This window comes from Pseudonocardia yuanmonensis, assembly GCF_039542425.1.
Lineage (GTDB): Bacteria > Actinomycetota > Actinomycetes > Mycobacteriales > Pseudonocardiaceae > Pseudonocardia > Pseudonocardia yuanmonensis.
Genome location: NZ_BAABIC010000001.1, coordinates 502,641 through 515,909 on the forward strand (window position 1 = coordinate 502,641; position 13,269 = coordinate 515,909).

General features: G+C 73.1%; 13 protein-coding genes. 6 read left to right on the forward strand and 7 right to left on the reverse strand.

Features of this window, described 5'->3' with window-relative positions; all coding sequences use genetic code 11:
- Positions 1-5 precede the first annotated feature (5 nt).
- Positions 6-929: a cyclase family protein gene (locus tag ABD990_RS02275; protein WP_345377959.1), complete on the reverse strand. Its 924-nt coding sequence runs from the start codon at positions 927-929 to the stop codon at positions 6-8.
- On the reverse strand, positions 929-2,185 hold the full coding sequence (locus ABD990_RS02280; RefSeq protein ID WP_345377961.1) for an acyl-CoA dehydrogenase family protein: 1,257 nt from the start codon (positions 2,183-2,185) through the stop codon (positions 929-931). Before ABD990_RS02280 ends, ABD990_RS02275 begins: the two co-directional genes overlap by 1 nt.
- 63 nt (positions 2,186-2,248) lie before the next feature.
- Here ABD990_RS02280 and ABD990_RS02285 point away from each other — a divergent pair, with 63 nt between their 5' ends.
- Entirely contained in the window at positions 2,249-3,016 is a 768-nt protein-coding gene (locus tag ABD990_RS02285; RefSeq protein WP_345377962.1) for an enoyl-CoA hydratase/isomerase family protein, read from the forward strand.
- Positions 3,017-3,020: 4 nt separating this feature from the next.
- A complete protein-coding gene (locus tag ABD990_RS02290; protein ID WP_345377964.1) occupies positions 3,021-3,851 on the forward strand; it encodes a crotonase/enoyl-CoA hydratase family protein in 831 nt (276 codons plus the stop codon).
- Between the two features lie 200 nt (positions 3,852-4,051).
- On the opposite strand, the gene ABD990_RS02295 is transcribed toward ABD990_RS02290, so the two are convergent.
- Both ABD990_RS02295 and ABD990_RS02300 read right to left on the reverse strand, forming a co-directional pair.
- Positions 4,052-4,564 carry a DUF6912 family protein gene (locus ABD990_RS02295; protein WP_345377966.1) on the reverse strand — a complete coding sequence of 171 codons (513 nt, stop codon included), beginning with the start codon at positions 4,562-4,564 and terminating at the stop codon, positions 4,052-4,054.
- A 16-nt stretch (positions 4,565-4,580) separates the two neighbouring features.
- Positions 4,581-5,993, reverse strand: a complete 1,413-nt coding sequence (locus tag ABD990_RS02300) for a WS/DGAT/MGAT family O-acyltransferase (protein WP_345377967.1) — start codon at positions 5,991-5,993, stop codon at positions 4,581-4,583.
- Positions 5,994-6,029: 36 nt separating this feature from the next.
- Between ABD990_RS02300 and ABD990_RS02305 the strand changes: the two genes are divergently transcribed.
- The 3 genes from ABD990_RS02305 (at position 6,030) to ABD990_RS02315 (ending at position 8,470) form a co-directional block, all read left to right on the forward strand.
- Positions 6,030-6,785 (forward strand): TrmH family RNA methyltransferase, encoded by a 756-nt coding sequence (locus ABD990_RS02305; protein ID WP_345377968.1) that lies wholly within the window; start codon positions 6,030-6,032, stop codon positions 6,783-6,785.
- 192 nt (positions 6,786-6,977) lie between these two features.
- A complete protein-coding gene (locus tag ABD990_RS02310; protein ID WP_345377970.1) occupies positions 6,978-8,198 on the forward strand; it encodes an alpha-hydroxy acid oxidase in 1,221 nt (406 codons plus the stop codon).
- 44 nt (positions 8,199-8,242) lie between these two features.
- Positions 8,243-8,470 (forward strand): antitoxin, encoded by a 228-nt coding sequence (locus ABD990_RS02315; RefSeq protein ID WP_345377971.1) that lies wholly within the window; start codon positions 8,243-8,245, stop codon positions 8,468-8,470.
- Positions 8,471-8,530: 60 nt separating this feature from the next.
- Here the strand turns inward: ABD990_RS02315 and ABD990_RS02320 are convergent, their stop codons facing one another.
- Both ABD990_RS02320 and ABD990_RS02325 read right to left on the reverse strand, forming a co-directional pair.
- Positions 8,531-8,905 (reverse strand): HAD-IA family hydrolase, encoded by a 375-nt coding sequence (locus tag ABD990_RS02320; protein WP_345377972.1) that lies wholly within the window; start codon positions 8,903-8,905, stop codon positions 8,531-8,533.
- The gene (locus ABD990_RS02325) at positions 8,902-9,318 is read right to left on the reverse strand and encodes a MarR family winged helix-turn-helix transcriptional regulator (protein WP_345377973.1); all 417 of its coding nucleotides are present in this window, start codon (positions 9,316-9,318) and stop codon (positions 8,902-8,904) included. Before ABD990_RS02325 ends, ABD990_RS02320 begins: the two co-directional genes overlap by 4 nt.
- Positions 9,319-9,419: 101 nt before the next feature.
- On the opposite strand from ABD990_RS02325, the gene ABD990_RS02330 reads away from it, so the two are divergent.
- Positions 9,420-10,031 (forward strand): Rv3235 family protein, encoded by a 612-nt coding sequence (locus tag ABD990_RS02330; RefSeq protein WP_345377974.1) that lies wholly within the window; start codon positions 9,420-9,422, stop codon positions 10,029-10,031.
- 62 nt (positions 10,032-10,093) lie between these two features.
- Here ABD990_RS02330 and secA read toward each other — a convergent pair whose 3' ends face one another.
- Positions 10,094-13,060, reverse strand: coding sequence for a preprotein translocase subunit SecA (gene secA / locus ABD990_RS02335; RefSeq protein ID WP_345377975.1), 2,967 nt, complete (start codon positions 13,058-13,060; stop codon positions 10,094-10,096).
- Positions 13,061-13,269: the final 209 nt, after the last annotated feature.

Genomic DNA, 13,269 nt, shown 5'->3' on the forward strand with positions numbered 1-13,269 from the left:
CCGCGTCACTTGATCGCCAACGGGTTGATCGGCGAGCCGAGGGCCCGGCTGAACTTGATCGGCGGTGCGGTGAGGAAGAAGTCGTACCGGCCGTCGGCGGCACAGTCCTCGGCGAGCTCCTCGAAGTCGAGGATCTCGCCCAGGGTCATCCCCATGTCCCGGATCAGCACCATGTGCACGGGCAACCGCTCGTCGGGGATCTCACCCGGGAGCACCTCGATCGCCCAGTTGTCCGAGCAGACCGCGGCGACCTCGTGCTCGTGCAGCCACTCGCAACAGTCCAGGCCGAGCCCGGGCTCGCCGGCCATGAAGGCGGCGGCGTCCTGCTCCACCAGGAACTTGCGCCGCCAGCCGGTGCGCACGAGCAGGATGTCGCCGCCCTGCAGCGCGACGCCCTGCGCGGCCATCGCCGCGTCGAGCTCGGCCGGCGTGATCACCTCGCCGGCCTCCAGCCACTCGACGCCGCGGTGCCGGGCGACGTCGACCAGCACGCCGCGCCCGGCGATCCCCTTGGCCTGCTTGTCGATCGAGTTCGCGCTCGTGCCGTGCGGGCTCACCACCGAGGCGGGGAACCCGTTGTAGAGCTGGTCGTCGTAGAAGACGTGGGCCAGCCCGTCCCACTGCGAGGCGCTCTGCAGGGGCATGAACACGTAGTCGTCGGCGTAGTGGAACGCACCCGGGAAGTCCTGGTCCGCGCCGGTCTCCGACACGAGGATCATCGGGTTGATCCGGCCGCCACCCGGCTGCGGGCCGCTGCGGCCGAACGGGATGCCCAGGTCGAAGATCCGCCCGTCGCGCACGAGCCCGGCCGCCGCGGCGACCCGCTCGGGCGTGAGCAGGTTCGTGGTGCCGCGCTCGTCGCGGACCCCGTCCCGGTCCCAGCGGCCCCAGTTCGAGAGCCGCTTGCCGAGCGTCCTGAAGTCCTGCATCAGCGCACCTTGTTGGGCCCGGCGAAGCCGAACAGGTAGCCGGCGACCTTGCGCATCTGGACCTCCTCCGCGCCCTCGGTGATCCGGTAGCGGCGGTGGTGGCGGTAGATGTGCTCGAAGGGCTGGTGGCGGGAGTAGCCCAGCCCGCCGTGCACCTGCATGGCCCGGTCGGCGGCGTCGCAGACGAACCGGTTGGCCCGGTAGTTGCACATCGAGACCTTGTCGCTGATCTCCATGTGCGGCACCCGGTCGAGCTCCCAGGCGGTCTTGCGGACCAGCCCGCGCAGCATCTCCGCCTCGGTCTGCAGCTCCACCAGCGGCCACTGGATGGCCTGCCGGGTGGCCAGCGGCGCGCCGAAGGTGACCCGCTTGCGGGCGTACTCCACGGCCCGGTCGATGCAGAACTGGCCGGCGCCGACACCGGAGGCGGCCTGGCGGATCCGGTTCTCGTGCACGAAGGTCTGCGCCACGGCCAGGCCCTCGCCCTCCTCGCCGAAGATCGCCGAGTGCGGCACGCGGACGTCCCGGATGGTCACCTCGGCGTGGTCGGTGGGCATGTTGAACGTCCACCAGTGGAAGTCCACCGAGAAGCCGGGGGTGTCGGTCGGGACGAAGAACGCGGTGATGCCGCGGGCGTCGCCGTCCTTGCCGCCGGTACGGGCGAAAACGACGTCGTGGGTCGCCGAGTGCATCCCCGAGTTCCAGCGCTTGGCGCCGTTGATGATCCAGTCGTCGCCGTCGCGGACGGCGCGGGTCTCCATCCAGGTCGCGTCCGAGCCGTGGTCGGGCTCGGTCAGGCCGAAGCCGATCCGGGCCTGCCCGGTCAGCATCGGCTCGAGGTACTCGTCCTTCTGCTCCGGGGTGGCGAAGGCGAGCAGCATGTGCGCGAACGGGAAGTTCCCGACCACGCTCGACTCGTTCTGCAGGTCGTTGTGCAGACCGAGACCCTTGCGCGCCAGGTGCTCGCGGATCACGGCCATGTCGAAGTTCGTGCCGTCCTGGCCGCCGACCTCCTTGGGCAGCGCGTAGCGCAGCCACCCGGCGGCGTCGGCACGGCGGCGCATCTCACGCAGCAGCTCCTCCCACTCCGGGCGCGGGGTGCCCCCGGCCTCGAAGTCGGTGCGCGCCCACTCACGGCGGTGGTCGAAGAACCGCTCGTTGTCGTCCTGCGCCTGCAGCGGCACGATCTCCCGCTCGATGAACGCGTCGAGCTCCTCGAGCTTCTGGGTCAGCTCCACCGGCAGTGCGAAATCCACGGGCCCTCCTTAACGATCGTTCAGCTAGGATGCATCGGCACGGGCGCCGAGGGAAGGGGTCGGATGCAGGAGATCCGGTACGAGGTGGCGGAGCGGGTCGCCACCCTGACGATCGACCGCCCCGCGAAACGCGGGGCGATGACCTACGCGATGCTGGAGGAGTTCACGGCCCGCGTCGACGAGGCCGGCCACGATCCCGAGGTCGCGGTGCTGCTGGTCACGGGAGTGCCCGGCAGTTTCTGCGCGGGGATCGACCTGGCCGATCTGGCAGGTCGATCCCCCGACGAGCGCGGCGCGGTGCGCTCACGGGAGATCCCGGCGCTGATGGAGTGCCCCAAGCCGGTGCTCTGCGCGGTCGACGGGATGGCCGTCGGGATGGGTGCGGAGTTCGCCACCCAGGCCGACCTGCGGCTCGTCTCCACCCGGGCGCGGTTCCGGTGGAACTTCGTGCACCGCGGGCTGGTCTCCGACACGGGGGCGGGATCGTGGCTGCTGCCGCGTCAGATCGGCACCGCGGCCGCGCTGCGCCTGCTCTACACCGGGGACGACCTGGGCGCCGACGAGGCCGTCGCGCTCGGCTTCGCGGTGTCGGCGCACTCGCCGGAGGAGCTGCCGGACGCGGCCCGCGCGCTGGCGGTGAGGATCGCCACGGCGTCGCCCTTCGCGCTGGCGCGCACCAAGAAGCTGGTGCTCGACGGCGCGGGCATCGGGATGGCCGAGCACGTCGTCGCGACGCGGGACGCGCTCGCCGAGTGCTTCGCGTCGGAGGATCATGCCGAGGGGGTCGCGTCGTTCCTGGAGCGGCGGCCGGCCCGGTTCACGGGGAGGTAGCAGGGTGACCGAGGTTTCCGAGACGTCCGGGACGTCCGCGCAGCGGGTGACCGTCGAGATCACGGACGGGGTGGCCGACGTCCGGCTGGCCCGGCCGGACAAGCGCAACGCCCTCGACCCGGCGATGTTCGCCGCCCTGGTCACGACGGGTGAGCGGCTGCGGACGGAGCCCGGGCTGCGGGCCGTCGTGCTCTCCGGTGAGGGGCCGGACTTCTGCGCGGGGCTCGACTTCGGGTCCTTCCAGGCGATGCGCGACGGGCAGCGGCTCTCCGCCACCGCCGACCTCCCGCCGGGCGACGGGCCGGCGGCGGCGACCGGGCAGCGGGCCGCGCACGTCTGGGCGCAGGTGCCGGTGCCGGTGATCGCCGCGATCACCGGCAACGCGCTGGGCGGCGGGCTGCAGGTCGCGCTCGGCGCGGACATCCGGATCGTCGCGCCGGACGCGTCGCTGTCCGTGCTCGAGGTCAAGTGGGGCCTGATCCCGGACATGACCGGCACCCAGGTCCTGCCCGAGCTGGTGGGGCGGGACATGGCCAAGGAGCTGACCTTCACCGGCCGCAAGGTGCGGGGCGAGGAGGCCGTGACCCTCGGCCTCGCGACGCGGGTCGACCCGGACCCGCGCAAGGCCGCGCTGGAGCTGGCCCGCGAGATCGCCGGGCGCAACCCGCACGCCGTCCGCGCGGCCAAGCGGCTGCTGGAGAGCTCGGGCCGGGTCGACATCGCGACGCAGCTCGCCGCCGAGCAGACCGAGATCGGCGCGCTCATCGGCAGCCCCAACCAGGTCGAGGCGGTCACGGCGTCCTTCGAGAAGCGCGCTCCCCGGTTCACCGACTGACCCGTGAGCGGCAACTGCCCCTCCAGGGGCAGTTGCCACTCGGACCCCGCACGAGCTGCGGGGCCGGGGGTGGCGGCCGTCGCCGGGACGGCGAGTCGGAGCCGACGGAGTCGTCGGAGTCGTCGGAGTCGGGGTGGTCGGATTCCTCGCTGCATCCCGCGGTCGTCAGTGCCTACTGCCCGGGCAGGGGCGGTCGGCACTCACAGCTCGCCGAGGTCCACCAGGAAGGCGATCTCCTCGGGCGAATACCACGCGAGCTCGTGGTCCTCCGCCTCGCCGACGAGGAACTCGGCGTCGAGGTCGCCCAGGTCCGCCTTGTCCACGACCGAGGCAGCCTCCCGCACCGCGTGCTCGGCCTCCTCGGTGTCGACGTGCACCGCGGCGATCGCCGTCATCGGCACGGCGCCGCTGATGCGGACGGCGCCGTCGTCGAGGTCTGGGCGCAGCGTGACGTCCTCGAGGTCGGCGGCCACCACCACCCGCCGCGCCGGGACCTGGTCCTCGCCGAGCCCGAACTCGACGGCGAGCAGGCGCAGCGACGCCCGCGCCGCCTCGTTCATCGCGGCGTACTCCAGCTCCTCGTCGTCGCCGGAGACGTAGGCCTCCCGCAACCGGGGGGTCAGCGCGAACGCGGTCCCCCCGATCGGGTCGAACCGTCCGGTCTTGACCAGCTTCCGCAGCATCGGCCAGGTCCCGGGGATGTAGATCCGCACGGTCTCTCTCCTGCTCTCAGCGGCTCGCGGCCCGCAACTCGTCCAACGCCTCGTCGACCAGCCCGGCGAGGACGTCGACGTCCGGCATGGCGTCCCGGTCGCCGTTGAACCCGTAGTACACCCCGCCGTCGTAACTGGTCAGCCCGATCGCGAGCGCCTGCCCCTTGGCGAGCGGCACGACCGGGAACATCTCCAGCATGCGCGCTCCGGCGGCGTAGAGGGGGAACTGCGGGCCGGGGACGTTCGTCACGACGAGGTTGAAGATCCGCTTGGAGATGCCGCTCGCGGCCCGGGCTCCCAGCGCGTGCAGGGTCGGCGGCGCGAACCCGCCGATCCGGACGAGGGTGTCGGCACCGACGTTCCGGCCGGAGGAGGTGTGCTCGCGCATCGCGTGCGTGACGTGGTGCAGCCGCACGACCGGGCTCGGCTCCCCCACCGGCAGGTCGACCAGGAACGAGGACACCCGGTTGCCGAGCGAGCCCGACGTGGCCGAGCTGGGCACGTCCGCCTCGCCGCGCACGGACATCGGGACCATCGCCCGCACCGACGCCCCGGACGTCACCGGTTCGCCACGGGAGAGCAGCCAGTTCCGCAGGGCGCCGGAGACCACGCTGAGCACGGCGTCGTTGACCGTGCAGCCGTGCGCGGCGCGGATCTGCCGGTACGCCTCGAGGTCCGTACGCGCGATCGCGTAGCGGCGCTGCGTGGAGATGTGGACGTTGAGCGGGGTGCCCGGCGCCGGGCGTGAGGCCGTGCGGGCCATGGTCAGCAGCTTGCCCGCCATGCCGGCGAGCTTGGAGGCCGTCGCGACCGCGTCCCCGGTCGCGGCGCGGACGTTGTCGACGATCTCGCCCGGCCGGGACACCGCGTCGCCCAGGGCCTCGGCGACCAGGCGGAGCTCGCTCGGCTCCGGCCGCGGCATCCACACCTCCTCGACGCCGGACCGCGCGTCGGCCGAGACGTCGAGGATCACCTGGGACAGGTCGATCGCCGAGATGCCGTCGACCATGGCCTGGTGGGTCTTCGTGACGACGGCGACCCGGTTCTTCTCCAGGCCCTCGACCAGGTACATCTCCCAGAGTGGCCGGGTGTGGTCGAGCGGGCGGGACATCAGCCGGGCAACGAGCTCGCAGAGCTGCTCGTCCGTGCCCGGCCGGGGCAGGGCGGAGCGGCGGACGTGGTAGGCGACGTCGAACTCGGTGTCGTCGACCCACACCGGTCTCGCGAGGTTGCCCGGCACGTGCTTGACCTTCTGCCGGTAGCGCGGCACCAGCGAGAGGCGCTGCTCCACCAGCCCGACCAGCTTTTCGTAGTCCAGCCCGCCCTTGCCGGACCGCTTGAAGACGGCGACGCCGCCCACGTGCATCGGCGTGGTCGACTGCTCCAGGTAGAGGAACGACGCGTCGAGCGCGGAGAGCCGGGGCGGCATGGTCGTGATCCTACGTGCGCGTGCGACCCTGCACGGGTGGCATCGCCGGTCTCGCCGAAGGACTCCTTCATCACCGTCTACGGCCGCAAGCCCGTGCTCGAGGCGCTCGACGACGAGTCGCTGGCCGTCGACAAGGTGATCATCGCCGAGGGCACGCGCGGCGACTCGGTGCGCGCCATCACGGACGCGGCCCGCCGCCGCGGCGTGCCGGTGCAGCGGGCAAGCGCGCACCGGGTGAAGGTGCTGGCGGGCAACGGGCGGCACGACCAGGGGGTGCTGGCGGACGTCGTCGCGCCGCGGATGGCGCCGGTGCCGGTGTTCCTGCGCGACCTCGGCTCCCGGCGGCCCGCGTCGGTGCTCGTGCTCGACCGGGTCACGAACCCGTCGAACGTCGGGATGATCCTGCGGACGGCCACGGGCGCCGGGCTCGACGGCGTGCTCCTGCCCCGGCGCGGCGTACCCGCGATCGACCCCCTGGTGATCAAGGCCTCGGCGGGGGTGGCGTTCTCCGCGCCGGTGCTGCGGTCGGCGACGGCCGAGGAGGGCCTCGCACAGCTCAAGGAGGCGGGGTTCGGGGTCTTCGGACTCGACGCCGGCGGGGCCGACCTGCTCACGGCCGACCTCCCGCCCCGGGTCGCCCTCGTGCTCGGCAACGAGACGGACGGGTTGTCCCCCGCGGTCCGCCCGCTGCTCGACGACCTCCTCGCGATCCCGCTGATGGGCGGGGTGGAGTCGCTCAACGTCGCCAGCGCCGCCGCCGTCGCCGCCTACGAGCTGCACCGCCGCCGCTGAGGAGGCGCAGGAACGAACGGCGCTTTCGCTCACTCCTACTGAGCGAACGGCGCTCTCGTTCACCGCGGGTGCGGACGACACCCTCGCGCAGGTCGATGAGCGAACGGCGCTTTCCCTCACTAGGTATGAGCGAGAGCGCCGCTCGCTCATCCGGGGCGTCAGCGGGGCGTCAGGCGGGCTAGCCTCGGGAACATGGTCCAGCGTCGGATGCCCCGGCCGAGCGAGCTGCTGCCCCTGCTGCGGCCCGCCCCCTTCGTCCGCGACGCCACCGAGCGCCGGCTCCGCCGCGCCGCGTCGATCGCCGACCTGCGCGACATCGCCCGCCGACGCACCCCGCGCGCGGTGTTCGACTACACCGACGGCGCCGCGGACGGCGAGCTCTCCCTGAACCGCGCCCGGGACGCCTGGTCGCGGATCGAGTTCACGCCCACCGTGCTGCGGGACGTCAGCACGGTCGACCTGGGGCGGGACATGCTCGGGGCGCGCTCGGCCCTGCCGTTCGCCTTGGCGCCCACCGGGTTCACCCGCATGATGGGCACCGAGGGCGAACCCGCGGTCGCGTCCGTCGCCGCCGACGCGGGCATTCCGTACACGCTCTCCACGATGGGCACCACGACCATCGAGGAGGTCGCCGAGGCCGCCCCCGCCGCCCGGAAGTGGTTCCAGCTCTACCTCTGGCGGGACCGGGCGTTCGCGAAGGACCTGGTCCAGCGCGCGGCCGCGGCCGGTTACGACACCCTCATGCTGACCGTCGACACCCCCGTCGGCGGCAATCGGCGGCGGGACGTGCACAACGGCCTCACCATCCCGCCCGCCCTCACCCTGCGGACGTTCGTCGACGGGGCGCTGCACCCGCACTGGTGGTTCGACCTGCTCACCACCTCGCCGCTCAGCTTCGCGACCCTGGAGCGCACCGAGGGCACGGTCGCCGACCTCATCAACCGGGTCTTCGATCCCGCGCTGACCATGGACGACGTCGAGTGGCTGCGCGGCGCGTGGCCCGGCAAGCTGATGATCAAGGGGATCCAGAACGTCGCCGACGCCCGCCGGGTGGTCGACGCCGGGGTCGACGCGGTGCTGCTCTCCAACCACGGCGGCCGGCAGTTGGACCGCGCCCCCGTCCCGGTCGAGCTGGTCGAGCCGACGGTGCAGGAGGTCGGCGACACCGCGGAGGTCTACGTCGACACCGGGATCATGCACGGGGCGGACGTGGTGGCCGCCCTCGCGCTCGGTGCCCGCGGCGCGCTGGTGGGCCGGGCGTACCTCTACGGGCTGATGGCGGGCGGACGCGCGGGCGTGACGAAGGCCGTCGACATCCTGACCGGCGAGATCACCCGGACCATGCAGCTCCTCGGCGTCACCGCCGTCGACGACCTCCGGCGCGAGCACGCACGACTTCGTCCGATCGGGTGACGTCCGAGGTGCGGGGCCCCGAGGACCGGGCCACTGTGACCGGCATGGGTTTCATGGACAAGGCGAAAGAGATGCTCGGTCAGCACGACGACAAGGTCGACCAGGGTCTCGACAAGGCCGGCGACATGGCCAAGAACAAGTACGCCGGGCACGACGACCAGATCGACAAGGGCGTCGACTTCCTCCAGCAGCGGACCGGCGAGGGCGACACCACGGCCGCGCCGCCGCCGGCCCCCGAGGGCGAGCAGCCGCCGCCCCCGCCGCAGCAGTGACCCGGTGACCTCACGGCGCCGCCCCTCCCGGGGCGGCGCCGTCGTCGTCCGGCCGCCTGCTCACCAGTCGAAGAGGATCTCCAGCTCGCGCAGGGTCGAGTCGGGGTGGGTGTGCCGGACGCCGACCGCCCCGGCCGCGCTCGCCCCGCGGACGTTGACGGGCAGGTCGTCGACGACGACGCAGTCCCCGGGTGCCAGCCCCAGCCGCTCCGCGGTGCGGCGGAACGCCTCGGGATCGGGTTTGCGGGCGCCGGTCGCGCCGCCGAGGACCACGGCGTCGAACCGCGCGGCGTACTCGTCCGGGACGCTGTGGGCGTCGGACAGCAGTGCGACGCGCAGGCCCGCCGCCCGGGCCCGGACCGGCAGGTCCGCCATCTCCGGGCCGTCGGTGAGCACGCCGCCGTAGTCGAGGATCAGCCCGCGGAAGCCCGTCACGTCAGCCGTCCCTCCACCGCCGCGAGGACCTCGCCCAGGTAGCGACGCACCGTCGGCTCGTCGCCCGGCAGCGTGTCCCGCAGCGCCCGGTCGACCTGGTCGGCGACCGTCGCGCGGCGCAGGCGGCCGCCGTCGGTGAGGTACACGCGGACCACCCGTCGGTCGTTCGCGTCGCGTTCGCGCCGGACGTCCCCGGACCGCTCGAGCGCGTCGACGACCGGGGTGAGGGTCGCCGGGGTGAGCCCGAGCCGCCCGGCGAGCTCGCGGTGCGGCAGCCCGTCCTCGCCGCTGAGGGCGGCGAGGAGGTCGAGGGCGGTCGCCGAGAGCCCGTGCGCGGCCACGACCCGTTGCCGGAAGCGGGCGAGCGTCGCGCCGGTGGCGATCAGCAGGCGGTCCAGCGGCTGCTCCCCCACGCCGCGCACCTTAGCCGCCGGACGATCAGGTCGCTGATGGTTCGGCGGCGAAGTACCGCGATCGGCACCGGCGGCGGCCCCGGCGGCCGCACGCTCGTGCCATGACGCTCACCGCTCCGGCGCCCGCGCTGCCGCTGTTCGGCACGGCCGTGTACGAACCGGCCCTGGAACCGCCGGACGCGGACCTGCCCGCCCTCGAGGAGACGGTGGCCGGCGGGTGGACGGTCGAGGGCGACCCGCCGCGGACGCCCGTACCGACCACTGCGGCGGACGCGGGGTCGCGGCCGCCCGGGCAGGCGGGTGGGAGCGGCGAGGTGCCGCCCGCTCCGATCGGCGCGGTGGGCGAGGTGCCGCGGCCGGCGACGTCCGCGGCGACGCGGCGGGAGCGGGAGCGGGCGCTGGCCGCGCGGCGGCGGGCGGAGCTGGTCGTGCGGACCGCGCTCGAGGTGCTCGACGGGCGCCGCCCGGTCACACAGCTCGCCCCCTTCGCCTCGCCCCCGGTGTTGCGGTACGTGAGCGCGGGCGTCCCGCGGCGGGGACACGGGGCCGCGACCGGGGCGTTGCTGCGCTCCCTGCACGTGAGCCTGCCCGCCCGGACCGCCGCCGAGGTCGCCGCCGTCTGCCGTTTCGGCACGCGGGTCCGCGCCCTCGCCGCCCGCCTCGAGCTCACCGGGCAGGGCGAGTGGCGCTGTGTCGCCCTCCGCGTGATCTGAGCGCCGCCGACCCCGCCCTCGCGGAACACGTCAGGGAGCCACGGCGCCCGCCGGACCTGGGCTCAGCGCTGCTTGCGCGCGGCCCGCTCCTGGCGACGGCGCTCGGCGCGGTTGACGCCCGCGCCCTGCGGCTGCCGCTGCGCACCACCACCACGCTGGCCACCCCGCTGGCCGCCGCCGCGGGTGACGACCTCGCCGCCGTCGTCGCTCGGGCCGCTGTAGCTGAGGTTCTGCTGCGGCGGGCCGGCGCGGAAGGCGGTCGGGAGGACCGAGGTCGGGGTGTCGTCCGGGCGGCCGTCCGCGGCCTGGGCGGCCGCGACGCGCGGGATCCGGCTGGTGACCGGCTCGGCGGCGGCCGGCACGCCGGCGACGGCGGCCGCGGCGCCCTGCTGGGCCCCGGCGCCGTTCTGCCCCGCACCGGCCCCCGCACCGGCCTGAGCCGCGCCGCTCCGGGCACCGTTCTGCCCCGCGGGCGCCGCTCCCGCGGGCACGGCCCCGGCCTCGGGCGACTCCTGGACCTGCACCACGACGTTGAACAGGTGCCCGACCGTCTCCTCCTTGATGCCGTCGAGCATCGCGACGAACATGTCGTAGCCCTCGCGCTGGTACTCGATCACCGGGTCGCGCTGGGCCATGGCCCGCAGCCCGATGCCCTCCTTGAGGTAGTCCATCTCGTAGAGGTGCTCGCGCCACTTGCGGTCGATGACCTGCAGGAGGACCTGCCGCTCGAGCTCGCGCATGCCGCCCTGCGGGCCGATCAGCGCGTCCATCTCGGCCTCGCGCACCGCGTAGGCACGCTCGGCGTCCTCGACGACGGCCTCCTCGATCCGCTCGGCGGTCAGCTCGTCCAGGCCGCCCTCGTCCGGGTCGCCGTCGACGAGGTCCTGCCACTTGACCGAGATCGGGAACAGCTGGCCGAGCGCGGTCCACAGCTTGTCGAGGTCCCAGTCCTCGGCGTAGCCCTCGGCGGTGGCGCCCTGGACGTAGGCGTGGACCACGTCGTGCAGCATGTGCCGCGTCTGCTCCTGGACGTCCTCGCCCGCGAGGACCCGGCGGCGCTCGGCGTAGATCACCTTGCGCTGCTGGTTGAGCACCTCGTCGTACTTGAGGACGTTCTTGCGGATCTCGAAGTTCTGCTGCTCGACCTGCGTCTGCGCGCTGCGGATCGCCCGCGTGACCATCTTGGCCTCGATCGGGACGTCCTCGGGCAGGTTGAACCGGTTCATGATCGACTCGACCATGGCCCCGTTGAAGCGCCGCATGAGCTCGTCGCCCAGGGACAGGTAGAACCGGGACTCGCCCGGGTCGCCCTGGCGGCCGGAGCGACCGCGCAGCTGGTTGTCGATGCGCCGCGACTCGTGCCGCTCGGTGCCGAGCACGTACAGCCCGCCGGCCTCGCGCACCTCCTCGGCCTCGGCCGCGACCTGCTTCTTCATCCGCGCGACGGTCTCGTCCCAGGCCGCCTCGTACTCCTCGCGGTGCTCGACCGGGTCCAGCCCGCGACCGCGCAGCTCCAGGTCGGCGAGGAAGTCCGGGTTGCCGCCGAGCATGATGTCGGTACCGCGGCCCGCCATGTTCGTGGCGACGGTGACCGCCCCCGCGTGCCCTGCCTGCGCGACGATCAGCGACTCGCGCTCGTGGTGCTTCGCGTTGAGCACCTCGTGCGGGACCTGGCGGGCCACCAGCAGCCTCGACAGGTACTCGGACTTCTCGACGCTCGTCGTGCCGACCAGCACCGGCTGGCCCTTGCGGTGCTTCTCGGCGATGTCGTCCGCGACCGCCTCGAACTTCGCCGTCTCGGTCTTGTAGATCAGGTCGGCCTGGTCGAGGCGGACCATCGGCCGGTTGGTCGGGATGACGACGACGTGCATGCCGTACGTCTGGTGCAGCTCGGCCGCCTCGGTCTCGGCGGTACCGGTCATGCCCGAGAGCTTGTCGTAGAGGCGGAAGTAGTTCTGCAGGGTGATAGTGGCCAGGGTTTGGTTCTCCGCCTGGATGTCCACCTTCTCCTTGGCCTCGATGGCCTGGTGCATGCCCTCGTTGTAGCGGCGCCCGGCCAGCACGCGGCCGGTGAACTCGTCGACGATCAGGACGTTGCCGTCCCGGACGATGTAGTCCTTGTCCTTCTTGAACAGCTCCTTGGCCTTCAGGGCGTTGTTCAGGTAGCCGACGAGCGGGGTGTTGGCCGCCTCGTAGAGGTTGTCGATGCCGAGCTGGTCCTCGACGAAGGCCACGCCGTCCTCGGTGACGCCGATGGTGCGCTTGCGCTCGTCGACCTCGTAGTGGACGTCCCGCTTGAGCAGCGGCGCCATCCGCGCGAACTCCTGGTACCAGCGGGCGCTCTGCTCCGCGGGACCGGAGATGATCAGCGGAGTGCGGGCCTCGTCGATGAGGATCGAGTCCGCCTCGTCGACGATCGCGAAGTGGTGCCCGCGCTGCACCATGTCCGCGGAGTTCCACGCCATGTTGTCGCGCAGGTAGTCGAAGCCGAACTCGTTGTTCGTGCCGTAGGTGACGTCCGCGGCGTACATCTCGCGCCGCTGCGTCGGGGTCATCTCGGCGAGGATCACGCCGACCTTCAGGCCCAGGAACCGGTGGATCCGGCCCATGTTCTCCGAGTCGCGGCGGGCCAGGTAGTCGTTCGTGGTGACGACGTGCACGCCCTTGCCGCTGAGCGCGTTGAGGTAGCTGGGCAGCACACAGGTCAGGGTCTTGCCCTCACCGGTGCGCATCTCCGCGACGTTGCCGAGGTGCAGGGCCGCGCCACCCATCAACTGCACGGGGAAGGGGCGCTGGCCGAGGGTGCGCTTCGCCGCCTCCCGGACCACCGCGAACGCCTCCGGCAGCAGGTCGTCCAGGCTCTCCCCGTCGGCGTGCCGCTCGCGGAACTCGTCCGTCTTCGCGCGGAGCTCGGCGTCGGACAGGGGCTCGATCTCGGGCTCGAGCTCGTCGATGTGCGCGGCGATCCTGCCGAGCCGTTTCACCAGCTTCGTCTCACCGGCGCGGAGCAGGCGGTTCAACAACGGCACTGGTCGACCTCATTCGCGATCGCGGTCTCGGGCGCGGTCCTGCGGGCCCGACGGGCGCCGGAGGACCGGGGCGGACGCCGGCGCACGGCAGACACCCGCGAACCATGGTAGCCACCGGCGCGGCGGCCCCTCACCGTGCAACGACCCCGGACCCTCACGGGTTCCGGGGTCGTCGCCGTCGGATGCGGTGGGCGGGCGCCGGGACGCGG